The sequence below is a fragment of the Microbacterium ulmi genome (assembly GCF_011759705.1).
In the GTDB taxonomy this organism is placed as follows: Bacteria; Actinomycetota; Actinomycetes; order Actinomycetales; family Microbacteriaceae; genus Microbacterium; species Microbacterium ulmi.
Window position 1 is genome coordinate 19285 of the sequence record NZ_JAAOZF010000002.1, and the last position, 22828, is coordinate 42112.

30 protein-coding genes, 1 tRNA gene and 1 pseudogene are annotated in these 22828 nt (G+C 70.2%); 19 read left to right on the forward strand and 13 right to left on the reverse strand.

Going from position 1 to position 22828, the window contains the following annotated elements:
- Positions 1-4: 4 nt before the first annotated feature.
- On the forward strand, positions 5-901 hold the full coding sequence (locus tag FHS08_RS12625) for an NUDIX domain-containing protein (RefSeq protein WP_167039939.1): 897 nt from the start codon (positions 5-7) through the stop codon (positions 899-901).
- Here FHS08_RS12625 and FHS08_RS12630 read toward each other — a convergent pair.
- The 3 genes from FHS08_RS12630 to FHS08_RS12640 form a co-directional block, all read right to left on the reverse strand.
- Positions 898-1284, reverse strand: a complete 387-nt coding sequence (locus FHS08_RS12630) for an RNA-binding S4 domain-containing protein (RefSeq protein ID WP_167039941.1) — start codon at positions 1282-1284, stop codon at positions 898-900. The genes FHS08_RS12625 and FHS08_RS12630 overlap by 4 nt on opposite strands.
- Complete coding sequence (locus FHS08_RS12635) at positions 1281-1988, reverse strand: lysoplasmalogenase (RefSeq protein WP_341800411.1); 708 nt, start codon at positions 1986-1988, stop codon at positions 1281-1283. Before FHS08_RS12635 ends, FHS08_RS12630 begins: the two co-directional genes overlap by 4 nt.
- A 350-nt stretch (positions 1989-2338) precedes the next feature.
- Entirely contained in the window at positions 2339-2923 is a 585-nt protein-coding gene (locus tag FHS08_RS12640; protein WP_167039945.1) for a GNAT family N-acetyltransferase, read from the reverse strand.
- Between the two features lie 137 nt (positions 2924-3060).
- Here FHS08_RS12640 and FHS08_RS12645 point away from each other — a divergent pair.
- Positions 3061-3134, forward strand: a tRNA-Pro gene (locus FHS08_RS12645).
- Positions 3135-3436: 302 nt separating this feature from the next.
- Here FHS08_RS12645 and FHS08_RS12650 read toward each other — a convergent pair.
- The 9 genes and pseudogenes from FHS08_RS12650 to FHS08_RS17165 all read right to left on the reverse strand — a co-directional run.
- A complete protein-coding gene (locus FHS08_RS12650) occupies positions 3437-3613 on the reverse strand; it encodes a nuclear transport factor 2 family protein (RefSeq protein ID WP_208382551.1) in 177 nt (58 codons plus the stop codon).
- 135 nt (positions 3614-3748) lie between these two features.
- Entirely contained in the window at positions 3749-4384 is a 636-nt protein-coding gene (locus tag FHS08_RS12655) for a TetR-like C-terminal domain-containing protein (RefSeq protein WP_341800412.1), read from the reverse strand.
- A 52-nt stretch (positions 4385-4436) separates the two neighbouring features.
- On the reverse strand, positions 4437-4763 hold the full coding sequence (locus tag FHS08_RS12660) for a nuclear transport factor 2 family protein (protein WP_167039947.1): 327 nt from the start codon (positions 4761-4763) through the stop codon (positions 4437-4439).
- A gap of 13 nt (positions 4764-4776) precedes the next feature.
- On the reverse strand, positions 4777-5676 hold the full coding sequence (locus tag FHS08_RS12665; RefSeq protein WP_167039949.1) for an SDR family oxidoreductase: 900 nt from the start codon (positions 5674-5676) through the stop codon (positions 4777-4779).
- A 35-nt stretch (positions 5677-5711) separates the two neighbouring features.
- Positions 5712-6455: an SDR family oxidoreductase gene (locus FHS08_RS12670; protein WP_167039951.1), complete on the reverse strand. Its 744-nt coding sequence runs from the start codon at positions 6453-6455 to the stop codon at positions 5712-5714.
- 243 nt (positions 6456-6698) lie between these two features.
- Positions 6699-7316 carry a methylated-DNA--[protein]-cysteine S-methyltransferase gene (locus FHS08_RS12675; protein WP_167039953.1) on the reverse strand — a complete coding sequence of 206 codons (618 nt, stop codon included), beginning with the start codon at positions 7314-7316 and terminating at the stop codon, positions 6699-6701.
- Positions 7313-7810 carry an RNA polymerase sigma factor gene (locus tag FHS08_RS12680; protein WP_208382552.1) on the reverse strand — a complete coding sequence of 166 codons (498 nt, stop codon included), beginning with the start codon at positions 7808-7810 and terminating at the stop codon, positions 7313-7315. The genes FHS08_RS12675 and FHS08_RS12680 overlap by 4 nt, the downstream gene beginning before the upstream one ends.
- Before the next feature lie 342 nt (positions 7811-8152).
- Complete coding sequence (locus FHS08_RS12690) at positions 8153-8545, reverse strand: VOC family protein (RefSeq protein WP_208382591.1); 393 nt, start codon at positions 8543-8545, stop codon at positions 8153-8155.
- Between the two features lie 111 nt (positions 8546-8656).
- Positions 8657-9157: pseudogene (locus tag FHS08_RS17165) on the reverse strand (hypothetical protein); the annotation flags it as partial.
- 273 nt (positions 9158-9430) lie between these two features.
- Between FHS08_RS17165 and FHS08_RS12700 the strand changes: the two are divergent.
- The 11 genes from FHS08_RS12700 to FHS08_RS12750 all read left to right on the forward strand — a co-directional run bounded on the left by FHS08_RS12700 (position 9431) and on the right by FHS08_RS12750 (position 14074).
- Positions 9431-9886 (forward strand): Asp23/Gls24 family envelope stress response protein, encoded by a 456-nt coding sequence (locus FHS08_RS12700; protein ID WP_167039956.1) that lies wholly within the window; start codon positions 9431-9433, stop codon positions 9884-9886.
- Positions 9883-10074 carry a hypothetical protein gene (locus FHS08_RS12705; RefSeq protein WP_167039958.1) on the forward strand — a complete coding sequence of 64 codons (192 nt, stop codon included), beginning with the start codon at positions 9883-9885 and terminating at the stop codon, positions 10072-10074. The genes FHS08_RS12700 and FHS08_RS12705 overlap by 4 nt, the downstream gene beginning before the upstream one ends.
- On the forward strand, positions 10071-10412 hold the full coding sequence (locus FHS08_RS12710) for a hypothetical protein (RefSeq protein ID WP_167039960.1): 342 nt from the start codon (positions 10071-10073) through the stop codon (positions 10410-10412). Before FHS08_RS12705 ends, FHS08_RS12710 begins: the two co-directional genes overlap by 4 nt.
- Complete coding sequence (locus FHS08_RS12715; RefSeq protein WP_167039962.1) at positions 10409-10978, forward strand: hypothetical protein; 570 nt, start codon at positions 10409-10411, stop codon at positions 10976-10978. The genes FHS08_RS12710 and FHS08_RS12715 overlap by 4 nt, the downstream gene beginning before the upstream one ends.
- A complete protein-coding gene (locus FHS08_RS12720; protein WP_167039964.1) occupies positions 10975-11589 on the forward strand; it encodes a hypothetical protein in 615 nt (204 codons plus the stop codon). The genes FHS08_RS12715 and FHS08_RS12720 overlap by 4 nt, the downstream gene beginning before the upstream one ends.
- Before the next feature lie 28 nt (positions 11590-11617).
- Positions 11618-11839: a hypothetical protein gene (locus tag FHS08_RS12725; protein WP_167039966.1), complete on the forward strand. Its 222-nt coding sequence runs from the start codon at positions 11618-11620 to the stop codon at positions 11837-11839.
- Between the two features lie 72 nt (positions 11840-11911).
- Complete coding sequence (locus FHS08_RS12730) at positions 11912-12085, forward strand: CsbD family protein (RefSeq protein ID WP_167039968.1); 174 nt, start codon at positions 11912-11914, stop codon at positions 12083-12085.
- A 67-nt stretch (positions 12086-12152) separates the two neighbouring features.
- On the forward strand, positions 12153-12419 hold the full coding sequence (locus FHS08_RS12735; protein ID WP_167039970.1) for a GlsB/YeaQ/YmgE family stress response membrane protein: 267 nt from the start codon (positions 12153-12155) through the stop codon (positions 12417-12419).
- Between the two features lie 121 nt (positions 12420-12540).
- Positions 12541-13107 carry an RNA polymerase sigma factor gene (locus tag FHS08_RS12740; protein WP_167039972.1) on the forward strand — a complete coding sequence of 189 codons (567 nt, stop codon included), beginning with the start codon at positions 12541-12543 and terminating at the stop codon, positions 13105-13107.
- Positions 13104-13730, forward strand: a complete 627-nt coding sequence (locus FHS08_RS12745; protein WP_167039974.1) for an Asp23/Gls24 family envelope stress response protein — start codon at positions 13104-13106, stop codon at positions 13728-13730. The genes FHS08_RS12740 and FHS08_RS12745 overlap by 4 nt, the downstream gene beginning before the upstream one ends.
- A complete protein-coding gene (locus tag FHS08_RS12750) occupies positions 13727-14074 on the forward strand; it encodes a hypothetical protein (protein ID WP_167039976.1) in 348 nt (115 codons plus the stop codon). The genes FHS08_RS12745 and FHS08_RS12750 overlap by 4 nt, the downstream gene beginning before the upstream one ends.
- Positions 14075-14164: 90 nt before the next feature.
- On the opposite strand, the gene FHS08_RS12755 is transcribed toward FHS08_RS12750, so the two are convergent.
- Positions 14165-15148, reverse strand: coding sequence for a glycosyltransferase (locus FHS08_RS12755; protein ID WP_341800413.1), 984 nt, complete (start codon positions 15146-15148; stop codon positions 14165-14167).
- A gap of 201 nt (positions 15149-15349) precedes the next feature.
- On the opposite strand from FHS08_RS12755, the gene adhE reads away from it, so the two are divergent.
- The 6 genes from adhE (at position 15350) to FHS08_RS12785 (ending at position 22826) form a co-directional block, all read left to right on the forward strand.
- Positions 15350-18070: a bifunctional acetaldehyde-CoA/alcohol dehydrogenase gene (gene adhE, locus FHS08_RS12760; protein WP_167039980.1), complete on the forward strand. Its 2721-nt coding sequence runs from the start codon at positions 15350-15352 to the stop codon at positions 18068-18070.
- A 179-nt stretch (positions 18071-18249) separates the two neighbouring features.
- On the forward strand, positions 18250-19191 hold the full coding sequence (locus tag FHS08_RS12765; RefSeq protein WP_167039982.1) for a L,D-transpeptidase: 942 nt from the start codon (positions 18250-18252) through the stop codon (positions 19189-19191).
- 207 nt (positions 19192-19398) lie between these two features.
- A complete protein-coding gene (locus tag FHS08_RS12770; protein WP_167039984.1) occupies positions 19399-20403 on the forward strand; it encodes an aldo/keto reductase in 1005 nt (334 codons plus the stop codon).
- Entirely contained in the window at positions 20397-20813 is a 417-nt protein-coding gene (locus FHS08_RS12775) for a DUF2809 domain-containing protein (protein ID WP_341800414.1), read from the forward strand. The genes FHS08_RS12770 and FHS08_RS12775 overlap by 7 nt, the downstream gene beginning before the upstream one ends.
- A 193-nt stretch (positions 20814-21006) precedes the next feature.
- Positions 21007-21975, forward strand: a complete 969-nt coding sequence (locus FHS08_RS12780; RefSeq protein ID WP_167039986.1) for a calcium/sodium antiporter — start codon at positions 21007-21009, stop codon at positions 21973-21975.
- A gap of 59 nt (positions 21976-22034) precedes the next feature.
- A complete protein-coding gene (locus FHS08_RS12785; RefSeq protein ID WP_167039988.1) occupies positions 22035-22826 on the forward strand; it encodes a glycosyltransferase in 792 nt (263 codons plus the stop codon).
- Positions 22827-22828: the final 2 nt, after the last annotated feature.

Consider the following 22828-nt stretch of genomic DNA (forward strand, 5'->3'; position numbering starts at 1 on the left):
ACGTGTGACGATCGAGCCTCCCGTTCCCGGCGAGCCGCGGCGTCCGTTCGGCCCGCGCGATCCGGGCGATGCGTGGGTGGTCGCCCCCTCGGGGGAGCGGTACTGGGGCCGGTTCGGCGCCGCCGGGCTGCTCGCGTACGATCCCGCGCGCGGTGTCCTCCTGCAGCACCGCGTCGCCTGGAGCCATCACGGCGACACGTGGGGTCTGCCGGGCGGCGCGCGCCACGAGGGCGAGTCGGCATGCGACGGCGCGCTGCGCGAGGCGCAGGAGGAGGCGGGGGTGCCGGATGCCGCGATCCGCCCGCGGCTGCTCAGCATCCTGGATCTCGGGTACTGGACCTACACGACCCTCGTCGGCGACGTCGTCACGCCGTTCGAGCCGACGATCAGCGACCCCGAGAGCAGAGAGCTGGCGTGGGTGCCCGCGGATGCCGTCGCGGCGCGTGCGCTGCATCCGGGCTTCGCCGACTCCTGGGACCGGCTGCGTGCGCTTCTCTCCGTGCGGCCGGCCGTCGTCGTCGACGTCGCGAACGTCGTCGGGGCGGTGCCCGACGGATGGTGGCGCGACCGAGCGGCCGCGGCGACGCGCCTGCTCGGACGGATGTCGGGGCTCGTCGCGAGCGGGATCCCGGCGTCGGCGCTCGACCTTCCCGAGGACGTGTGGTTCCCCGAGTGGACCGCCGTCGTCGAAGGCGAGGGTCGCGGGGCGGAGGAGGTCTCGGGCATCGGGATGGTGCGGGCCGCGGCATCCGGGGACGACGCGATCGTCGCGGAGGCCGCACGGATCGTGGCGGAGGGCCGCGTCGTGACGGTCGTGACGAGCGACCGCGCGCTTGCGACGCGGGCGACGGATGCCGGAGCCGACGTCCGCGGGGCACGCTGGCTGCTCGATCTGTTCTAGGGCTCGTCGTCTCCGGAGACGGCGTCGCGACCGCGCAGACGGTCGATCTCGCGGCGCTCGCGCTTGGTGGGGCGCCCGGCTCCGCGGTCGCGCTTGGCGAGGACCGGGACAGGATCGCGGGGCGGCGTGCGATCCTCGAGGGCGGCAGCGGCGGGCTCTGCGCCGACGCGCTTCGAGATGGGCGCCCTGACGACGAGGATCCGGTCGAACCCGGATATCCGCACGCGCAGCTCGTCTCCTGGGTGGACGGGCTGAGCGGCCTTCGCACGCTCGCCGTTGACGCGTACATGTCCCGCGCGGCATGCGGCTGTCGCTGCCGACCGCGTCTTGTAGACGCGGACCGCCCACAGCCAGGCGTCGACGCGGGCGGAGGCGCTCGTCATCGGGCTGCTCGTCGTAGCGCTATGACGGCGCCGGTCGCGATGAGCCCCTGACCGGCGCAGTACGTCAGCATGACGAGAGGATCGGCCCAGACGGGCATGGCGTCGGGCGTGAAGATGAGGAACGCGAGAATCGAGTCCGACGCGAGGAACAGCGCCCCGCCCCACACGACGAGCGGGTGGCAGCGCGTCGAGCTCGCGGCCGTGCCGCCGAGGACGAGGCCGTAGACGGCCACCGCGATCGCGAGTCCGCCCAGGTGCGGCCAGAGGATCGCGATGAGCGCGATCCACCACGCGGCGTAGACGAGCGCCCACCACGGCATCCGCCGCACGGCGAGATGCCGCTGGAACAGCACGATGTACGCGATGTGTGCGAGCCCGAAGCACAGCAGCATCGCGGGCAGCTCGTCGTCGAGGAACGGGAAGAACGTGTGAGCGCCGTCGCCGAGCCACGACAGGACGATCGCGGCGACGAGGAGCGTGTGGGCCGGCCGCCATCGCGCGCCGCGCGCCGCCCAGACGACCGCGAGCGCGAGGGCGGGCATGAGGGCGAGCTTGGTCGGCCCGCTCACGTCGGCTGCGCCGGCAGCGAGCGCCCCGATGTGGACCGCGGAGACGACGGCATAGAGCGCAAGGCCCCACCACCAGGAGCGCGCGAGCGCGGGGACGGTGTCGCTGTCGCGGGCGGGAGCGGATGTCGCGTGCACGGCACTCCTTCGTGTCGGCGTGGGTTCGGGCGGATCCATCGTAGGCGGTCGCGCGCGGCGGCCCGTCTCAGGTCGGCGGCGGGAGGGCGTGTCCTCGGTCGGCTTGCGCGCGGTCGGCACCTCAGCGCGCGCTCTCTTCCCGCCAGCGGGGGCCGCGCTCGGCCACGCGCGAGCGGTGCCGTGGGCCAGGGCGCGGGGGTAGTCAGCCCGCGGCCGCGGTTGTCGGTTCGGCGGGACCGCGGTTGTCGGTGAGGCGGGACCGCTCGGTTCGGCGGGACCGCGGTTGTCGGTGAGGCGGGACCGCTCGGTTCGGAAGGACCAGGGTTGTCGGTTCGGCGGGACCGTGGTTGTCAAGTCAGCGCGAGCGAGACGACGGCGAGGTCGGGGCGGGGACGGCCGACCTCGCGGAATCCCGCGTCCTGGAACGTCGACAGCACGCCGTGGTACAGCTCGTTCGCGGACTTCTTGCGTCCCGCCGCAGGGTCGATCGGGTACGCCTCGACGACGCGCGCCCCCGCCTCCTTCGCACGCCGGACCGCGGCATCCAGCAGCACGGCGTTGAGCCCGAGCCCTCGGTGCTCTTTGCGAACGACGAAGCACGAGACGGCCCACACGTCGGGGTCGTCCCACGGCTCTTCGGAGGTCGTCGTGAAGTTCTTCGTGCGCGAGAGTCTCACCTGCGCGGTTCGGGGACCGATGCGCACCCAGCCCGCGGGCTCGCCGTCGACGTAGGCGATGAGCGCGGGCGGCGGCCCCGTCCGGATCTCGTCGTGCAGGAGGGCCTCGCGTTCTTCGCGCGTCGTGGTCTGCCACTGCGCGTTCGTGAGGATCCACCACTGGCATTGACAGCTGCGCCCGTCGCCGCCGCCCGTCAGGGCGTGCTCGGCATCGTCGAAGCGGTCAGGCGTCGCGGGCTCGATCGTGATCGTCGGCATGAGCAGACGCTACGCGGCCCCTCCGACACACGGAAGGGATGCGATGTTCCTCGGCGGGGCGTCTCAGTTCGCGGGCGCCTCCCCGAGCGGGTAGGATGGGGGAGTTGTCCGCGCGACTGACTCAGCAGCGAAGACATCGGGATGTGGCGCAGCTTGGTAGCGCACCTGACTGGGGGTCAGGGGGTCGCAGGTTCAAATCCTGTCATCCCGACGAAAGGGTCCCGGGAACTTGAGGGTTCCCGGGACTTCTCAGTCGGTGAAGCGGGACCACGTCACCGCGATGCCATCACTTTGACCGCGCTCGCGTCCTGATGAGGCCAAGGGCCTCGGCGCCCTCAGCCGTCGGAGCTGGTGGTCGCCGTTCGGTGGTCGCGCTCATGTCTGCAACCGCCTCATGTGAGGCTGCGGGTACGCCTTGACACTTGGCACAACCACGTCCGTGCTGCGATCGGTGTCCCACCAGAGGACCCGTCGACGAGCTTTCGCGTACGTCGACGGCAGCGAGCTTCACTGTCAAGGCCCCTGCCTGGGCTCGTGCAGCGAGTAGTGGAACTGGATGTCCGGGGCGGCGAGCTCGTCGATGATGTCGGCGTCGAAGGGATTGCCCCAGAACTCCGTGAACCGGCGGCCGACAGTGGCCTGGTTCTCCTCGAGCGACACGTGCTCGACCTTTCCGTGGATGAGCGCCACCGGCCTGCCTTGCGGCGTGGTGACAGCCAGAAGACGTGGGGGAGCGCAGGCGCGTAGATCGCGACGATGAGTCAGCTCGGAGAGGGCGTACGCCTCGCAAAGGACCGCCCGTCCGCATCGGGGCAGCCGTCTGGCTCAGTGTCCGACCGTGAGGATGCCGTCGAGCAGGTTGTCCAGCAGCGCGTCGATGAACGTCGTCGTGATCGGCTCGTCGGGGATCAGCAGGCGATGATAGACCGCGCCCCAGAGTTGGTCGACGACAACCTGGGGGTCGACATCGGCCCGGAGCTGTCCGGATGCCTGGGCCCGCTGCATCCGCGCGACCGCGATGTGGCGACGCTCGAAGGAGTACAGCGCGCGATACGCGGCGGCGAGCTCGGCATCGGTCTGGGCGGCCCCGATCAGCTCGGCGAGCAGCCGACCGGCCGGGGTCTCGCCCACGAGGCGTCCGAAGGCATGGAGCTGCGAGGTCAGATCGGCTCGAATGTCGCCGGTGTCTGGGAAGGCGAGGGTGGGCTCGACGGCGTGAAAGTAGCCGTCGAGAGCGAGCGCCCCGCGAGACGGCCACCACTTGTAAATGGTGGTCTTGCTGACTCCGGAGAGGCGGGCGACCCGTTCGATCGTGAAGTCTGTGAGCCCTTCCGCCAGCAGCAGCTCGCCGACGGCGCTCAGCACGTCCGCGCGCACCTCGTCGGCGGGGCGACGGCCGCGGCCGCGGCGCAGCGACGCCTGCGGCGTGACCTCGGTCGCGGGCTTCGGTGTGCGGGGCACGGCGGGGACTCCTGTCGACTTCTGATCAGCCTATTCGAGTGGGACGTTCGCCTCAGCTGATGAGCAGGCGGGCGATCAGCCCGTCGCGCAGCTCGAAGCGCATGGGACCCGTGCCGTTGTAACCGTCGCCGGTCACGGTGAGCGTCACGACGTAGCTCCCGGGGGTCTCGCCGTGGGTCGCGTCGACGAGCTCGAAGTGCGCGCGCTTGCCGATGTTGTCGGTGCGGTCCCAGGAGCGGATGCCGGCGTGGCCGTCGAAGCCGCGACCCCAGTCGTCCAGGTGGGCGTCGGAGGCGAACGCCGCCACGAAGGCGTCGGAGTCGCCGCGGTTGGTCGCGTCGATGAAGGTGCGGATGGCGGCAGGCAGCTGGATGGTCATGAGTGCAGCACCACTAGGCGACGTGCAGGAGGTCGGCGAGGTCGACGCGGGTGAGGAACTCGGCGCGGATCCGGTCGGCGACCTCTGAGACCTCCTTCGAGCCGTCGTCGGCCGGATCGATGTGCACGCGGTAGGGGCGTTCGCCGGCGGGCAGCGCGACGATCCGGACGATCTCGTCTGAGACCATCGAGGCGTCCGCGCCCTCGGGGGCCAGCGCTGCGAGCTTTCCCGAGACCTGATCCATGAGGCCGGCGTACTTCGTCTCGTACTCCGCCTCGACCGTGCGGTCCGCGGGGCGGCCGGAATGGGCGAAGTGGTTGGTGCCGGAGGTGAAGGAGCCGGGGACCACGATCGTGGTCTCCACGCCCCAGCGGGCGAGCTCCGCGGCATACGAGATCGCGAGCGAGTCCATGCCGGCCTTCGCCGCGAAGTACGGCGAGAGGTACGGCGGGGTGCCGCCCTTCACGCTTGAGCTGGACACCCACAGCACCAGGCCGGCGCCGCGGCGGCGCATGCCCGGCAAGGCGGCGCGGTTGACCCGCTGCGTGGACAGGACGTTGACGTTGTAGAGCTCGGCGAGCTGCTCGGGCGTGAACGCCTCGGCCGGGCCCACCACCATGTGGCCGGCGTTGTGGATCAGCACGTCGATGCGGCCGCTCTCGACCTCGATCTGTGCGATCGCGGCGTCGACGGACTCCGGACTGTTGACATCCATCTCGATCGCGCGCAAGTCCACGCCGTTCTCCTTCGAGAAGTCGGCGGCGGCCTGCACCTGCGGAGCGTTGCGACCGGTGGTCTCGCGCATCCCGGCGTGGACGGTGTTGCCGGACTTAGCCAGAGCTCGGGCGGTCAGTGCGCCGAAGCCGCTGGATGCCCCGGTGACGACGACGATCTGATTCGTGGTGGTACCCATGATGTTCACCTGTTCTCGATGAGAGCGGGCGGCGCTCAGGCGAGTCCGCCGTTGGCGTAGATGACCTGGCCGTTGACCCAGCGGGCCGGGCCGGCGAGGAACGCGACGGTCTCGGCGATGTCCTCGGGCTGGCCGAGGCGCTCCAGCGGGGCGGCCTTCGAGAGGCTCGCGATGGTGGCCTCGTCCTTGCCATCGAGGAACAGCGGGGTCGCGGTGGGACCGGGCGCGACGGCATTGACGGTGATGTCCCGGCCGCGCAGCTCGCGGGCCAGGATGAGGGTGATGCCCTCGACCGCGGCCTTGGAGGCGACGTACGCGCCGTAGCCGGGGAAGGACGTCTTGGTGACGGTGGTGGAGAAGTTGATGATCGCGCCGCCGGCACGCAACCGGTTGGCGGCCAGCTGGGAGACGACGAAGGTGCCGCGGATGTTCGTGCGGTGCATCCGGTCCAGATCGGCCAGATCGAGGGTCGCGATCGGGCTGAGGAGCATGATGCCGGCGGTGTTGACGAGCACGTCGATGCCGCCGAACGCAGCCGTGGTGGCTTCGAAGGCCGCCGCCATGGCGGCCTCGTCGGCCACGTCACCGCCGACCGCGATGGCCTGACCGCCCTTGCCGGCGATCTCGGCGACGATCGCCTCGGCCTTGGCGGCGTTGCCGGCGTAGTGGACCGCGACGGCGAAGCCGTCCTCGACGAGGCGTTCGACCACGGCCTTGCCGATGCCGCCCGACCCGCCGGTCACCAGGGCGACACGGCCGGTGCTGGAAGTTCTGTTCATGGTGGATGTCCTCTCGTTGACCACCGTCCTTTAATGAACGATTAGTGCATTTAATCAGTAAATGAACGGCGCGTCTATATCGTGAGGGGAGATCGCAGTGATTTCCTCCCACGCTCGGGGGTCGACGAGCGCTGCAGAGCGTTCGTGACGGCGCGATCAATGAGGCCGCCGACGATGACTCCCGCGATCGGATTCACGAACCAGCCGAGCACCGCGGCCAGGACGTATCCGGTGCCTCGGCACTCACGCTGCCGCTTCCAGGTTCAGGAGGGCGGTCTTGGCTTCACGCCCGCCGATGTAGCCGCCGAGCGTGCCGTCGGTGCGCAGCACCCGGTGGCAGGGCACGACGATCGGCAGAGGGTTGGTCGCGCAGGCGGTGCCGACGGCGCGGACCGCCTTGGGGTTGCCGACGAGTTCGGCCATGTCGCGGTAGCTGCGGGTCTGTCCGTAGCCGATCTCCGGCAGGTGCGTCTGCACGAGCTGTCGGAAGCCGCGAGACAGGGACAGGTCGAGGTCGACATCGAAGCTCCGGCGGTGCTTGGCGAAGTACTCGTCGAGCTCGCGGGCCACGACATCCAGCCGCTTCGGGACACGCAGGATGCGGGGGCTGAGCTTCCGGCTGAGAGTCTCGAGCACCCTGTCGTGGTCCTCGCTGGCGTAGGCCACGCGGACCAAGCCTTTGGGGGTGGCTGCCAACAGCAGCTTCCCGAGAGGCGAGTCGATGGTGGTGTAGGCGACGTCGACCAGCTCGGCCTGCTCGGCCTCCTGCTCCAGGCGGCGGTGGAGCCGGCTGAGGATCTCGGCGTCCACGGGCGTCGACAGCAGGGCGGTCACGTCGTCATCGCTTCGGATGCCGGTCATGATGTTGCTCCTTTCGTGATCGCGCCCGGATAGCTCTTCCTGAGATTCTTGAGCCCGTCGGCGGCGGCTCTTCGCGCCGCTTCGACGGTGCCGCCGAGGATCTCCGCGATCTCGGCGTAAGACAGCCCCGCCACATAGCGGTATGCGATGGCTTGGCGTTGTTTGCTGGGGAGCCCGCCCACGGCGGCCCAGAGGTCAGAGTCGCCGGAGCCGGGTATGCCCAGCGTCGTCGGTGCTTCCGGCACGTGCTCAACAGACAGAGGATTGCGCTTCGCCGCGCGGACCACGTCGATCGCCTTGCGATGCGCGATCGTCACAAGCCACGCCTCCACGTTCGCCGTCTCAGGCAGGTCCGGATAGGCACGCAGCGCGGAGAGGAAGGTCTCTGACCAGGCGTCGTCTGCGTCATGCGGGCCGAGGATGACGCGGCAGACGCGCAGCACAGTTGTGCCATGCTGCGCGACGACCCTCTCGAACGGCTGTTTCATGTCCATCCCAGTGAAGACGTACTCGCGGTCTCAAACGTGAGATCGCCCGCCAGATTCATTCAGAACAGTCGTCCAGCGCGGAGCTGAGCTGGCTCTTCGAGTTCCAGCAGAGCCCGCATGCACGTGAGGCCTCCGGCGCCTCCGGTGGGGGGCCGTACGTCGTCGTCTCACCGCGCGGGATGCCCGCCACGATGTCCCAGACAGCGTGCTGGAACGCATCGCCCTCAGCCACCAGCGAGCGCTCGAACGCCGTGTGCGTTCCCGCACGATGGTCTCAACTGTCGGGCCGCCTCGTGCAGGAGGGCATCGGTGGAGACGGCTCTGCCGGCTTCGTGGCCCCGTCGTTCTTCACGCGGCGCTCGTGAGCTGGATCAGATTGCCGCAGGTGTCATCGAGTACGGCGGTGACGACCGGCCCCATCGTCGTCGGCTCCTGCGTGAAGCGGACGCCCTTCGCGGCAAGCCCGGCGTGCGACGCCGCGACATCATCGACGGCGAACGACGCGGCAGGGATGCCGTCGGCGACGAGCGCCGCCTTGTACGCCTTCGCGGCCGGGTGCTGGTCGGGTTCGAGCAGGAGCTCGGTGCCGTCGGGCTCGTCCGGGCTGACGACGGTGAGCCACCGGAACTCGCCCACGGGCACGTCGGTCTTGGGCAGGAAGCCGAGCTGTTCGGTGTAGAAGGCGAGTGCCTTGGCTTGGTCGTCGACGAACACACTCGTCACGTTGATGCGGATGCCCATGCGTCGTTCCTTCGGTTCGGCGGGCCAGCGCTCGGCGATGGCGCGCAGCGGCTGCGTGTGCAGATGGTGGAGCTTCGTCCGCCCCGAGCGGCGTGATCCGACGAGACCCGCATCCTCCAGGACCGCGAGGTGCTGGGAGATCGCCTGCCTGCTCGATGTGATGCCGTGCTGCATGACCAGCCGGCCGCAGAGCTCGAACAGACTCTGTCCGTCCCGCTCCGTCAGCTCGTCGAGGATGAGCCTCCGGGTCGGATCGGCCAGCGCCTGGTAGAGGTCTCCCACGCGACCACGATAGGCAAGCCAAGACTTGCATGTCAAGGCTGATCGTGGCGGAGGATCTGCGTCGTTGCTCCCACGCCGCTTCCCGCGAGGTGCTCGGTGTTGTCGACTGCGCGGGCGCGACGGCCGCCGCTGCGGCAGTCCGCGCCCGCCCGCGAAACGTTCGCGTGAAGGGTGTGGGAGCCTGCAGCCGTCGATCGGCGAGGCAAGGCGCTCCCAGTGGCCCTCGGAGACAACCTCGTGGGCCCCGCCGACTGCGGTGATCGCCGACTGGTCGTCGAGGGCGTAGGCCGGCCCGCCCAGCTCATCGGCCCACTGCCTCGCGGCCCACATGGCGCTGTGCGGCAGGCCCGCGGGTTCTCCAGGCGCGGGAAGATCGAGAAGTCGACCAGGCCCAGCGCACGGTCATCCCCGGTGTCCTCTGTGATCGGACCGTGCTCGGCGTACGGAGCTACCCAGGCTTCTCGCGGAGGCGGTTCCTGCCGCGCCGCAGGGGTGGCGGACGCATTCGTGACGTTCTCGGCGTTCGCACCGTCATACGAGTGTCGCCGGTTCAGGGGGCGGCGGCCACACGCGAGTGCGACATCCGAAGGGGAGGAAGTCATCATGGCGAACATTGCGGCGAACACGCAGGCCGAGATCCGCGCGACGGGGGCGCCGGAGTCGCGCGCCGCCGGGAAGACCACGATCGAAGACGGGGTCGTCGCCAAGATCGCGGGCATCGCGGCTCGCGACGTGAGCGGCGTCTACGCGCTGGGGGGCGGAGCGGCGCGGGCGATCGGCGCCATCCGGGATGCCCTCAACACGACCGATCTCTCGCAGGGGATCAGCGTCGAGGTGGGGGAGAAGCAGGTCGCCGTCGACGTCACCATCGTCGCGGAGTACCCGGTGGCCCTCCAGAAGGTCGCCGACGACGTGCGCACGGCGATCGTGCGCGCGATGGAGGACCTCGTCGGCATGGAGGTCGCCGAGGTGAACGTGACGGTCAACGACGTGCACGTCCCGACCGATGAGGACCAGGACTCCGAGAGCTCCGGGTCGCAGGAGGCGCGAGTCCAGTGACCCCCACCGTCGTCGGTGCCGCCGCGGGTGGGGCGCTCGCTCTCACGTGGATCGCACTCGGCTTCTGGGCATGCGTGCTGGTTGCGGTCGCGATGCTCGTGGGCGCAGCCGCCGCCCGCCTCGTGGAGGGGCGGCTCGACATCCATGCCCTCGCCGACGCCGTCCGCGGGCGGCGCACGTCATCATGAGTGCCGACGGCATCGCAGGGACGCGCGGCGCGACGAGGGGGAGGACCCTGATCGGCGCTCGTGCGCTGCAGCGGCTCGTCGCGCAGCTCGCGGGCGAGGCCGGCAGAGTGCCCCACCGGCTCGTGTCGGCGACGCTCGCCGACAGGGCCGGAGCGCTCGAGGTGTCGGTCACGATGCCGTTGCGCATGGCGTCGCGGCGCGACGAGACGCTGCTCGAGCGAGGCTCGGCGGTTCGCGGCGGTGTCATCTCCGGCATGCGCGACCTCGCGGCGCGGAGAGTGGAGAGAGTCGACGTCAGGTTCGCAGGTGTCCGGCACGGAGAAGGCGGGCGCTCATGACGGCGAGCGAGCAGGCGGTGTACCGGAGGATCCTGCACCGAGAGACCCACTCGTCACGATCGCTGGCCGCGATCGTCGTCGCCTCGCTCACGGCCCTCGTCCTCGTCGGGGCGATCGCGGCCGTCGTCGGCAGCCTCCTGAACCTGCGCATGCGCGACGCACTGTCCACGGCCGTCGCCGCCGTCGTGACCGCCGTCGATGGACGCTCGCTCCTCATCGTGGCGGGCGCCGTCGGGGTCGTGCTCGCGGTCGCCCTCATCGCGCTCGCCGTCGCACCGGGCCGCCGCGCTCGTCGGGGACGCATCGCGCTGCGCGTCGCGATGCTGGTCGACGACGGCGTACTGGCGGATGCCGCGGCCGACGCCGTCGCGGCGCGCTGCGAGGTCGCCCGCGCGCAGGTCGTCGTGACCATGGCGCGACGACGGGCGGCGGTCACGGTCGTTCCGATCAGCGGGGTTCCCGTCGACGCCGCGTCGGCGAAGGCGGCCGCCGCGGAGACACTCGCCGCCGTCGGGTTCCCGACGCCGACGACAGCGGTCGTGGCGGCTCACGGGGTGATCGCATGACATCGACGAGTCGTCTCCTCAACCGTGCCGTACTGCTGCTGCTCGGGGTCGCAGCAGGCGCCGCGGGGCTTGCGGGGCTCCTTGCCGGCGCGCAGCCCGCTTGGGCGTCGGCGTGGACGGCTTGGCTTGCGCGGCTCTCGGACGCCATCGCCGATCGTTACGACGCATCGACGGTCGCTCTTCCTGACGGGACGAGCGTCTCGGCGCTCGTGCTCATCGTGCTCGCGGCGGGGATCGTGCTCGCGGCCCTTCTCGCCGTGTTCGTGTTCACGCGCGGGCGAGGCGCTTCACGCACCGTGCTGCGGGTCGCAGACGAGCGCGGAGCGACCTCGGCCGACCGCAGCGTCGCGGAGTCCCTTCTCGCGGGGCCGATCGACGCGCGCCCCGATGTGCTCTCCGCGCGAGCGCGAGTCTTCCGCGTGAAGGGCGCACCCGCAGTGGAGCTCGCCGTCGTCGTGCGACGCGGCGCCGATCTCGTCCGCGTGCTGACCGCCGCGGAGCAAGTCGCCAGTGACTGGGACGCGCTCATGGGGGTGCGCGTCCCGGTCCTGGTCCATCTGACAGGCCGGACCCCGCTCGTCGCAGCAGGGTCCCGCACGCGAGTGCGCTGACAAGAAGAAGAAGGAGGAGGAGGGACGCATGCGGAAGAACATCGTGATCCTCGTGATCCTGGCGGTCGCCGCCTATCTCGTGGGCGTGGAGTCCGCGAGGTCGCGCGGCAAGAACTACGAGGACCTGCGCCATCAGGTCGAACGACTGTGGAGGAGCCCCGAGGCGAAGAGATCCCGCAGTCGCATCGCCAAGCGAGCGCGCAAGGCGCTCGCGAAGACGCAGCGCAGAGTTCGCGAGCTCGCCGGCTGATCCCGACCGAGTGACGCGAAGAAGGTCGATCCCGGCAATGCCGGGGTCGCGAACCGAAAGGAAGAAGACGCCATGAGCGCAGAACACAGCATCACGAGTGCCGCCGCCAAGATCGGGGGCAAGGCCGAGGAGGCCTTCGGCAAGGTGACCGACAACGACAGGCTCGTCGCCGAAGGATCGGCCGACCAGGTGAAGGGTCACCTGAACACTGTCGCCTCGGACGTCGAGGACTCGGTCGAGAAGTAGTCGCGACCCCGGCGGGCCGCATCGAGCGGGCCGCCGATCCCCACCCCTCTCTGAAAGGACACGTTCCATGGGCTTCTTCAGCTTCCTTCTGCTCGGTCTGATCGCTGGCGCGACCGCCAAGCTCATCATCCCCGGCAAGCAGCGCGGCGGATGGTTCGTCACTCTTCTGCTCGGCGTCGTCGGGGCGATGCTCGGCGGGTGGCTGGGCGGGTTGATCTTCAACGTCGACCTGCAGTCGTTCTTCTCGCTGTCGACGTGGCTGCTCGCCGTCGGCGGCTCGCTCATCGTCCTGCTGATCTACGGCCTCATCGCCGGACGACGAGCGACGGAATGATGTGCGCGGATGATCCCGCGCGACGCACCCGCACTCTGGGGGAGGATGGGGTCGGTGCGGCGGCGACGATGCCGCCGTACCGGCTCCCTCCGGGGAGGGTGCTCCACGAGGGGGACGGTGCATGACGGGTGACCACCATGGGAACGCTCTGGAGGATGCCGACGACCGAATCGTGGCGGGCCGAGCGGCGGATGGCGATGTGGCGGCGTTCGCCGTGCTCGTGCGTCGATACACGCCGATGATGCGCGCCTACACCCGCCGCATGCTGCCGGGCAGCTCGGACGTCGACGACATCGTGCAGGATGCGCTCGTGACGGCGTGGCAACGCCTTCCCGAGCTCGCAGAGCCCGCGAAGGTCAAGAGCTGGCTCATGCGCATCGTGAGCCGCAAGGCCGTCGACCGGATCAGGTCGACGCGCCCGCAGGTCGACATCGACGAGATCCAGCATCCGCTTCCCATCGAGGCGACACCGCCGCGCATCGTCGAGACCCGCGCCGAGGTGGCGGCGCTCGGGGCAGCCCTTCGCGAGCTGCCCGACGCGCAGCGCCAGTGCTGGGTGCTGCGCGAACTCGGCGGGCTCTCCTACGACGAGATCGCGGGGGAGCTCGACGTCCCGGCCTCGACCGTCAGGGGACTGCTCGCGAGGGCCCGCCGCGACATCATCGTGCGGATGGAGGAATGGCGATGACCGACCAGCGCGCACCCGATCCCCGCCGCCTCGGCTTCGAGCCCGACGATCTCGGCGGCCACACCATGGACGAGCTCAGCGACTACCTCGATGCCGGCCGTGTTCCGCGCAACCCGTCGATCGAGGAGCATGCGGGATGCCGGCTCGCCCTCGACGCTCTCGAGAGGCTGCGCGGACTCACGTCCGCGCTGCTCGCGGCGGATGCCGCGGCCGAGCCTCCCGCAGACGAAGGATGGGTCAAGAGGGTGCTCGGCGGCATCGCACTCGACGCGCGTTCGGGCCGACGCATCCCGTTCGCGGACCCCGACGACTCTGCCGACCTCGGGATCACGGAGGGCGCGGTCCGTGGACTCATCCGAGCGGCCGAGAACGCCTTCCCCGGCGTGCTGATCGGCAGCTGCCGGCTCGACGGCGACGTGACATTGCCGGGCGCGCCCATCCGTGTGGAGATCGACACGAGCGTGCCGTACGGCGAGCCGATCCCACACCTGGCCTCTCGCCTGAGGGCCGAGATCGCGGGCCGGCTCCGGCTCCATACCGAGCTGAACGTCGTCGGCATCGACATCACGGTGTACGACATCCGATCGCTGCCCGGGCCCGATCCGGAGGGGAGCGCCCCATGAGCGCCGCACGGCACCGACAGGCCGCGACTGCCGTCGAAGCTGCCGTCCGGGCGACGCCCGGTGTGTCAGAGGTGTACCGCTCGGGGTCGCTCGTGTCGAGCATCGTCGACGCGGGTGCACGGCTGATCGGGCTTCGCGGCGATGCTCCGCTCGTCGTCATCGACGGAGAGGGCGCGAATGCGCACGTGGCTGTCTCGATCGGAGTGGATGCCGCGTCCGGTGCCGCGCAGACATGCCGCGCCGTCCATGCCGCGGTCGCGGAGAGCCTTCCCGAGCACGGGCTCTCCGGAGCAGTGCTGTCCATCACTGTCGCGCACGTGGTGGAGGAGGCCGACATCGCGTGATCGGGCGCTCGGGGCGTGCTGCGTCGGCGGACGTGCTCGCTCGTGCCGGGCGGCACGTTCCTGCGCGCTTCACGTCGGCGCCCGCAGGAGCTACCGCCCAGTGACTGCGGCGACGCGATTGCGGATGCGGCCACCGGCCTGCCCGAAGAGCGACGCGAGGAAACCGATCGGGTCGAGCGTCATCGCCTGGCGGATGCTCTTCCACACCTCGCCGAGCTCGCGGGGTGTCCTGTGCGCCCGGAGCACTTTCCCCGCCTCGTGGGCGGCGAACATACGGCGAGCTCGTCGCCGGTTCTCGATGAGGTGACCCGCCACGTCGCTGTCGCCTCGGTCTCGCGCATCGAGGATGTGGCGCGAGAGGAATCGCTCGCTCGCTTCCCACGTCACTCGGATCGCGTCAGACCGTACGGTCTCGGCGCCGACGTGCCTGCGGTAGTGAACGAGGACGCGGGGAACTGCGACGAACTCGCCTTCGATCAGCAGCCGGCACATGAACTCCATGTCTTCGGCGCGATGGAGGCTCTCGTCGAACCATCCGACTCGCTCGGCGGAACGGCGTCGCACCACAAAGGCCGGAATGTGAGGGAAGGGCTGCTCCCCGCGAAGCATCTCCGCTCGCGAAGCAGGCTCGGCCTTCCATTCACCGAACGGCACACCTGCCTCGTCGACGAATCGACCCGCCGCGTAGGCGGCCACCGCGTCCGGTTCGGCCTCGAGCGCGGCCACCATCTCCTCCAGGTAGTCGGGATCCCAGAAGTCATCGTCGTCCAGGAAGGCCACGTAGTCGCCGGTGCCCTGCGTCACGCCGTGATTGCGCCCGGCCGAGATGCCGCGCGTCTGAATGCGCTCGATCGTCACCCGAGACCGCGAGTGATGCGGATCGGACGTCGCGCCCACTGCCGCCTCGACCGCGTCCGCGAGTGCGGCTGGATCCGGGGAGCCGTTGTCGACGATGACGTAGCTCCAGTGCGCGTGGCTCTGCCCGAAGACGGAAGCCGTCGCCTCGCGCATGAACTCGCCCGAACGGTTCGTGGGAGTGACGACATCCACCACGGCACTGGTATTCACCTCCACATACTGGCATGTCCCGCTGGCGGCGGATCACGCGGTGCACGACCCCGGCGTGATCCCGTCGCCACGACTTCCGCACTCATTCGCTGGAGGGCGCCGTGTCCGTCATGGTCTGACCACGCCTTGTGTGGTCAGACCACATGCGCTACGATGGACGCAGGGCAAAGGTGCGGGCACTCGGCCCGACCTGGGTAGGAGGATCCGATGTCCAACGCGATCGACACTCTCGTCGCGCGAGCGCAGACGGCGCTCAGTGAATACGCTTCGTTCAACCAGGAGCAGATCGACCACATCGTGCGCAAGGCGTCGGTGGCGGCACTGCACCACCACGGCGATCTCGCCGTCATGGCCGTCGAGGAGACGGGCCGAGGCCTGTTCGAAGACAAGGCCGTCAAGAACATGTTCGCGTGCGAGCACGTGACCAACTCGATCATCAACCAGAAGACCGTCGGCGTCATCTCGCACGACGAGCTCACGGGCATCACCGAGATCGCCGACCCCGTCGGCGTCGTCGCGGCGCTGACCCCCGTCACCAACCCCACGTCGACGACGATCTTCAAGTCGCTCATCGCGCTGAAGACGCGGAACCCCATCATCTTCGGCTTCCACCCGTCCGCGCAGAACTCGTCCGTCGCCGCCGCCCGCATCGTGCGCGATGCGGCGATCGCGGCCGGCGCTCCCGAGAACTGCGTCCAGTGGATCGAGGAGCCCTCGATGCAGGCATCCGGCGAGCTCATGAACCACCCGGGCGTCGCACTCATCCTCGCGACCGGCGGCAACGCCATGGTCCGCGCGGCGTACTCGTGCGGCAAGCCGGCGCTGGGCGTCGGCGCAGGAAACGTCCCCGCGTTCATCGAGCGCACCGCCAAGGTCGCCCGCGCCGTCAACGACGTCGTCATGTCGAAGTCGTTCGACATGGGCATGGTGTGCGCGTCGGAGCAGGCCGTCATCCTCGACGCGCCGATCGCCGACGAGGCGCTCGCCGAATTCGAGCGTCTGCACGCCTACATGGCGACAGCCGACGAGAAGCGCATGCTCGAGGAGTTCATCTTCGGCGTCTCCGCCGAGGACGCGAACTGCGCCGAGGCGAAGCTCAACGCGAAGGTCGTGGGCCAGTCGCCCGTGTGGATCGCCGAGCAGGCCGGCTTCACGGTTCCCGCCGACACGTCGATCATCCTCGCGGAGGTCGGCAGCGTCGGCCCGCAGGAGCCGCTGACGCGCGAGAAGCTGGCCCCCGTCCTCGCGGTGCTGCGCGCCGAGACGGTCGAGGAGGGCATCGAGCTTGCGGGCCAGATGGTCGACTTCGACGGCCTCGGCCACTCGGGAGCCATCCACTCGAACGACGCCGACGTCATCGCGCGCTTCGCTGCGCGCGTCAAGGCCGTCCGCATCATCGAGAACTCGCCGTCGGCGCTCGGCGGCATCGGCGACATCTACAACGCCTTCATGCCGTCGCTCACGCTCGGCTGCGGCTCGTACGGCCGCAACTCGGTATCGAACAACGTCTCCGCCGCCAACCTCGTGAACGTCAAGCGCATCGGCCGCCGCAACAACAACCTGCAGTGGTTCAAGGTGCCCGCGAAGACGTACTTCGAGCCGAACGCCATCCGCTACCTCGCCGAGATGAAGGGCGTCGAGCGCGTCACGATCGTCACGGACAAGACGATGGCGAGCCTCGGCTACGTCGACAAGATCGTCGACGTGCTGAACCGCCGCGAGAACCGCGTGCAGTTCCAGATCCTCGACCGCGTCAAGCCCGAGCCCACCGTCACGCAGGTGCGCGCCGGCGCCGCGGAGATGCGCGACTTCAAGCCCGACACGATCATCGCGCTCGGCGGCGGCTCGCCGATGGATGCCGCGAAGGTCATGTGGCTGCTCTACGAGAACCCGGACGTGCAGTTCTCCGACATGCGCGAGAAGTTCTTCGACGTGCGCAAGCGCGCGTTCAAGTTCCCCGAGCTGGGCGCCCTCGCGAAGCTCGTCTGCATCCCGACGACGTCGGGCACGGGCTCCGAGATGACGCCGTTCGCCGTCATCACCGACGACGAGACGGGCATGAAGTACCCGCTCGCCGACTACGCGCTCACGCCGTCGGTCGCGATCGTCGACCCCGAGCTCACGAAGGTGCTCCCGGGCTTCCTCGTCGCGGACGCGGGATTCGACGCTCTCACGCACGCGACCGAGGCCTATGTGTCGGTCTACGCGAACGACTACACCGACGGCCTGTGCCTCCACGCGATCAAGCTCATCTTCGAGAACATCGAGGCCAGCGCCAAGGCGCAGCCCAACAGCACGGATGCCGCAGAGCTCAAGGCCCGCGAGAAGATGCACAACGCGGCATCCATCTCGGGCATGGCCTTCGGCAACGCGTTCCTCGGTCTCGTCCACGCCATGGCGCACGTCACGGGTGCGAAGCTCCACCTCGTGCACGGCCGCACCAACGCCGTGTACCTGCCGCACGTCATCCGCTACAACGGCCGCATCCCCACGAAGCTCACGAGCTGGCCGAAGTACGAGACGTACATCGCACCCGAGCGCTTCCAGGAGATCGCCGCGCACCTCGGCCTGCCGGCGTCCACGCCGGAGGAGGGCGTCGAGAGCTACGCCCGCGCCGTCGAGGAGCTGCGGGCGAAGGTCGGCATCGAGGACTCCTTCCAGGAGCAGGGCGTCGACGAGGCCGAGTTCATCGGACGCCTCGACGAGCTCGCGATGGCCGCCTACGGCGACCAGTGCGCGCCCGCCAACCCGCGGATGCCGATGCTCGCCGACATGAAGACGCTCATGGAGGCCGCCTACTACGGCACGTCCTTCGACGAGGTCCGCTCGGGCCGCGGAGAGGTCGCGATCTCGGGCAAGGCCGACGGCACGGCGGAGGCCGCGCCCGCGAAGGCCGCCGCTGGCAAGACCGCCGCCGCGAAGGCGTAGCGCGAAAAGCCCCTACCCAGGGAGAGGGGGTCGGCCGGAGGGCCGGCCCCCTCTGTTCGTCCCTCGCGGCTTCTCCCTTGCCCTCGGCCGTCTGCGATCGCGCCGCGTCGGAGACTCTCCGCCGCAGCCGTGCTCGGCGGCACATTGCGGCATCCGGCCCGACGACCGACCATGGGCGTATGGACGACGGCCGGCCGAGCGCGGCGACGGGGGCGCGACGCCCGCGCCGCGCGCTGTGGACCGGGCTCGCTGTGACGTTCGCGCTCGGAGCCGTCGTCGTGGGCGCGTGGGCTCTGCGGCCGGGCGAGCCCGCGGCATCCGTCTCTCCCGGGGACACGCCGACGCCCACGGAGGCGGCGAGTGCGCCCATGACCCCGTCGGCTGCTCCGACCCCCACCCCCGCCGGGTTCCCCGCCAACACGACCGCGTACGACGTCCTCGCGCTGCCGCAGGTCGACGTGTTCGCCGTCATTCCGTCCCTGCCCGTCGACGACGATCCCTTCGGGTCGTTCACGGGCGAGGTCGCGCGCTCCCTCTACGACGCGGCGCCCGTCTTCGCGGACCCCCTCGGCGAGCCCGTCGGCGCCCTGCCGCGGGCATACGTCTTCGACGGCACGACCGTGCCGATCGTCGAACGTCAGGACCACTGGGTGAAGGTGCTCCTGACCGGCAGACAGGCGTATCCCTCGCAGGGCAACCCCGCCCAGGTCACGGGGTGGCTGCGAACGCAGGATGTCGTCATCCTCCCGATCGACACGCGCGTCGAGGTGAGCATCTCGGCCCGCACCGTCGACATCGTCAGCACGAGCGGAACGGAGCGCGTCGCGACGGACTTCGCATGGGGCACCGAGGCGACGCCGACTCCGCTCGGGCGGTCCTTCGTCATGCTCATCCGCACGGACTCCGCACTCTGGTACACGCGCGGCAATCCGCTCGTGTACCTGTCGGTCCAGTCGCCGACCCTCGACGGGTTCGCGGGAGCGAGCGTCGCCGTGACGGCGTTCCACTATCACGACGACCGCTCGGGCCGGATCTCCAACGGCTGCATCCGCCTCGACCCAGGGGCGATCGCGAGGCTCGCGCAGCTGGCGCTCGGAACACCCGTCTACATCCGCGCCTGACGCCCTCGATGCGAGGGTGGCGAGGCGCCTGCATCGGCTCCGTGGGCGCGCAGTGCGGTCGCGCGAGTTCCTCTCCATCGAGGGATGACGCGCAGCGGGGGAACGTCGCTTCCTCCGAGGACAGCAGCCAGCTGGGCCGGTCCGGCAAGAGGGCGACGAGAGAGCCCTCGCTGTAGTCTGGGCGGCCGGACGACGGAAGGAACGCTCATGCAGTACCGCCCCCTCGGCCGGACCCGCCGCGAGGCGTCCGCCATCGGCCTCGGAACGTGGCAGCTCGGTTCCGACTGGGGAGCCGTGACCGATGCCGACGCGCTCGCGGTGCTCGAGGCGTCGGCCGCTCACGGTGTCACGCTCTTCGACACGGCCGACGTCTACGGCGACGGGCGCTCCGAGTCGCTCATCGGCCGCTTCCTCGCCGAGCACCCCGATCGCGACGTGACGGTCGCCACCAAGATGGGCCGACGCGTCGCGCAGGAGCCCGAGAACTACACGCCCGAGAACTTCCGCGCGTGGACCGATCGCAGCCGCCGCAACCTCGGGGTCGAGACGCTCGACCTCGTGCAGCTGCACTGCCCGCCGACCGCCGTCATCGAGGCCGACGCGACCTACGACGCCCTCGACGAGCTCGTCGCCGACGGTGCGATCGCCGCCTACGGCGTGTCGGTCGAGACGTGCGACCAGGCGCTCGCGGCGATCGCGCGACCCAACGTCACGAACGTGCAGATCATCTTCAACCCGTTCCGTCTCAAGCCGCTCGACGCCGTCCTCCCCGCCGCCGAGGCCGCAGGTGTCGCGGTGTTCGCGCGCGTGCCGCTCGCATCGGGCCTGCTCTCCGGCACGTACACCGCGGCGACGACCTTCAGCGCGGACGACCATCGCACGTACAACCGCCATGGCGAGGCATTCGACCGCGGCGAGACGTTCTCTGGAATCGACTTCGACCTCGGCCTCGACGCGGCGCGGACGCTCGCCGCGTCTCTCCCGGACGGCGTCCCCCTCCCTGCGGCGACCCTCGCGTGGATCTCGGCGCAGCGCGGGGTCACGACGGTCATCCCCGGTGCCCGCAGCGTCGTGCAGGCGGCGGCCAACGCCGAGGCGGCCGTGCTGCTCGAAGGCACACCGGAGGCGGCGGAGATCCTCGAGGTCTTCGATGCCGCCGTCCACGCCGTCTACGACGCGAAGCTTCGGTCCGCGATCCACCCGCTGTGGTGAGGGCGGCCCGTCGACGCCTCCTCGGGGTCGCGGCGCTCGCGGGCGCGATCGGGGCGGGCCTGGGCATCCACCTGCTCGCACCGGATGCCGCGTGGTCGGATGTCGCCGGCGACGCTCTGTATGCCGTCGCCGCGTATCTCGTCGTCGTGGCGCTCGCCCCGCGCTGGGCGCCCGTCGCCGCCGCGGCGGTCGTCGGCACGTGGTGCGTCGCGGTCGAGCTGTTCCAGCTCACGGGGCTCCCGCTGCGCGCCGGCACGGCGTTCCCGCCCGCCATGCTCATCCTCGGGACCGTCTTCGACGTGCGCGACCTCGTCGTCTACGTCGTCGCCGTCGCCCTCGCGGCGGGGCTCGACGCGCTCGGCCGACGGGCAGCCTCAGACGCCGGGACTCTCCCGCGCGAGACCCCCTGAGCGGTCGCGAGGCTGCCGCTGAGCCGTGTCGAGGAGGCGTGGCGCCGCACCGATCTGTGCGGCTCGCCGCCCGTGATCGTCCCAGACTGAGCGCGGCGACGCCTGATCCGCCTCAGACGTCGCGACGCCTACGTCGGAGGGAGCTCGCACGCGTGCCGTCGAGCCCGGACGGTGCCGACGATAGGGTCGGAGCGTGGCAGTGGTGCTGATCGTGCTGGGCCTGGTCGCCCTCATCGTCGGCGCCGAGCTCGTCGTGCGGTACGGGTCGCGGCTCGCGCGGCGGATGGGCGTCCCGCCGCTGCTCGTGGGGCTCACGATCGTCTCCATCGGCACGAGCGCGCCCGAGCTGGCGGTCGGGATCGACGCGATCCGATCGGGCGCGGGCTCCCTCGCGGTCGGCAACATCGCGGGCACGAACGTCGTCAACCTCCTGCTGATCCTCGGGCTCTCCGCCGCGATCCGACCGATCATGATCCACCTTCAGACGATCAAGCTCGACCTGCCCTCCATGGCCATCGCGTCCGCCGTCGTCCTCCTGCTGGCGCTCGACGGCAGCCTCTCGGTCGTCGACGGGGTCGTGCTGTTCGCCCTCGCCCTCGTCTACCTGGCGCTGCTGTTCGTCTTCACCAAGCGCGAGAACGCAGCCGTGAAGGCCGAGTTCGAGCACGAGTACCCGCCCGAGAAGCCGTCGGGCGGTGCGTGGCCGGCCGTGCTGCAGGTCGTGCTGCTGATCGCGGGGCTCGCCGTCATCCTCTTCGGCGCCGACTGGCTCGTGACCGGCTCGGTCGACCTCGCGCGCGCGGTCGGGGTCTCGGACGCGATCATCGGCCTGACGATCGTCGCGATCGGGACGAGTGCGCCGGAGCTCGCGACGACGATCATCTCGACGATCCGCGGCGATCGCGACATCGCGATCGGCAACCTCATCGGATCGAGCACCTTCAACGTGACCATCATCCTCGGCACGTCGCTGTTCTTCGCGCCGGGATCGATCGCGCTGGACCCGCATCTGGTCATGATCGACCTCCCCGTCATGCTCGCCGTCGCGCTCGTGTGCATTCCCGTGTTCATCACGCATCGAGGTGTGACCCGCGTCGAAGGCGGCGCGTTCGTCGCCGCGTACGTCGCGTACCTCGCGATCCTGCTCGTCACGCGCACGTGAAATCGCGCCCACGCCGTGCCCTGACCACAGCCCCGGCACCCCGCGAGTAGGGTGAGGATGTGCCTCTGCCGCCGCGTGTGACCGTCGTGATCCCGTGCCGCGACGATGCAGACTTCCTCGAGGAGTGCCTCGCCGCGCTCGCGGCGCAGACGCATCCCGCGAATCGGATCGTCGTCGTCGACAACGCGAGTGCGGATGCCTCCGCCGCCGTCGCGCGGCACTTCGGCGCCCACCTCGTGACGGAGTCCATCGTCGGCGTCTCGTCCGCCGCAGCCCGCGGCTACGACGAGGCGATGGCCTCGGCCGACATCATCGCGCGACTCGACGCGGACTCCCGCCCGCATCCCGACTGGATCGCCCGCATCGTCCGCGCGTTCGTGGCAGACCCGACCCTCGGCGTGCTCACGGGCGCCGCCGAGTTCTACGGCGGCAGCCCGCTCGTCAACTATCTCGGCGAGCACTGGTACATCGGCGGCGGCCACTACTGGGTCAGGAAGTGGCTCGGCATCCCGCTCGTCTACGGGTCGAACTTCGCGATGCGCACGCGCGTGTGGAAGCGCGTGCGCGACAGGGTCGACCGCACGAACCCGCGCATCCACGACGACCTCGACCTCACGATCCGGCTTCGACCCGAGGACGGCGTCCGCTTCGACCCGCAGCTTCGGATGCCCGTCTCTGCGCGGGCCATCGCGACGCAGCGCGACCTGTGGCGGCGCGTGTGGCGCGTCGTCCCGACGTTCGCGGCGAGCTGGCCGGAGGGCGCGCGCTGGAACCGCACCGCCGACTCGCGGCTCTCGCCCGACACGGGACCCGAGCTCGACGAGGACTGGGCACCGCAGTTCGGACGGTGACG

Excerpts from the sequence above, each read along its gene's own strand:
- FHS08_RS12630 (WP_167039941.1), bottom strand. The coding sequence starts at position 1,284 with ATGACGAGCGCCTCCGCCCGCGTCGACGCCTGGCTGTGGGCGGTCCGC.
- FHS08_RS12640 (WP_167039945.1), bottom strand. The coding sequence starts at position 2,923 with ATGCCGACGATCACGATCGAGCCCGCGACGCCTGACCGCTTCGACGAT.
- FHS08_RS12660 (WP_167039947.1), bottom strand. The coding sequence starts at position 4,763 with ATGACCATCCAGCTGCCTGCCGCCATCCGCACCTTCATCGACGCGACC.
- FHS08_RS12665 (WP_167039949.1), bottom strand. The coding sequence starts at position 5,676 with ATGGGTACCACCACGAATCAGATCGTCGTCGTCACCGGGGCATCCAGC.
- FHS08_RS12670 (WP_167039951.1), bottom strand. The coding sequence starts at position 6,455 with ATGAACAGAACTTCCAGCACCGGCCGTGTCGCCCTGGTGACCGGCGGG.
- FHS08_RS12675 (WP_167039953.1), bottom strand. The coding sequence starts at position 7,316 with ATGACCGGCATCCGAAGCGATGACGACGTGACCGCCCTGCTGTCGACG.
- FHS08_RS12680 (WP_208382552.1), bottom strand. The coding sequence starts at position 7,810 with ATGGACATGAAACAGCCGTTCGAGAGGGTCGTCGCGCAGCATGGCACA.
- FHS08_RS12690 (WP_208382591.1), bottom strand. The coding sequence starts at position 8,545 with ATGGGCATCCGCATCAACGTGACGAGTGTGTTCGTCGACGACCAAGCC.
- FHS08_RS12700 (WP_167039956.1), top strand. The coding sequence starts at position 9,431 with ATGGCGAACATTGCGGCGAACACGCAGGCCGAGATCCGCGCGACGGGG.
- FHS08_RS12710 (WP_167039960.1), top strand. The coding sequence starts at position 10,071 with ATGAGTGCCGACGGCATCGCAGGGACGCGCGGCGCGACGAGGGGGAGG.
- FHS08_RS12715 (WP_167039962.1), top strand. The coding sequence starts at position 10,409 with ATGACGGCGAGCGAGCAGGCGGTGTACCGGAGGATCCTGCACCGAGAG.
- FHS08_RS12720 (WP_167039964.1), top strand. The coding sequence starts at position 10,975 with ATGACATCGACGAGTCGTCTCCTCAACCGTGCCGTACTGCTGCTGCTC.
- FHS08_RS12725 (WP_167039966.1), top strand. The coding sequence starts at position 11,618 with ATGCGGAAGAACATCGTGATCCTCGTGATCCTGGCGGTCGCCGCCTAT.
- FHS08_RS12730 (WP_167039968.1), top strand. The coding sequence starts at position 11,912 with ATGAGCGCAGAACACAGCATCACGAGTGCCGCCGCCAAGATCGGGGGC.
- FHS08_RS12735 (WP_167039970.1), top strand. The coding sequence starts at position 12,153 with ATGGGCTTCTTCAGCTTCCTTCTGCTCGGTCTGATCGCTGGCGCGACC.
- FHS08_RS12740 (WP_167039972.1), top strand. The coding sequence starts at position 12,541 with ATGACGGGTGACCACCATGGGAACGCTCTGGAGGATGCCGACGACCGA.
- FHS08_RS12745 (WP_167039974.1), top strand. The coding sequence starts at position 13,104 with ATGACCGACCAGCGCGCACCCGATCCCCGCCGCCTCGGCTTCGAGCCC.
- FHS08_RS12750 (WP_167039976.1), top strand. The coding sequence starts at position 13,727 with ATGAGCGCCGCACGGCACCGACAGGCCGCGACTGCCGTCGAAGCTGCC.
- adhE (WP_167039980.1), top strand. The coding sequence starts at position 15,350 with ATGTCCAACGCGATCGACACTCTCGTCGCGCGAGCGCAGACGGCGCTC.
- FHS08_RS12765 (WP_167039982.1), top strand. The coding sequence starts at position 18,250 with ATGGACGACGGCCGGCCGAGCGCGGCGACGGGGGCGCGACGCCCGCGC.
- FHS08_RS12770 (WP_167039984.1), top strand. The coding sequence starts at position 19,399 with ATGCAGTACCGCCCCCTCGGCCGGACCCGCCGCGAGGCGTCCGCCATC.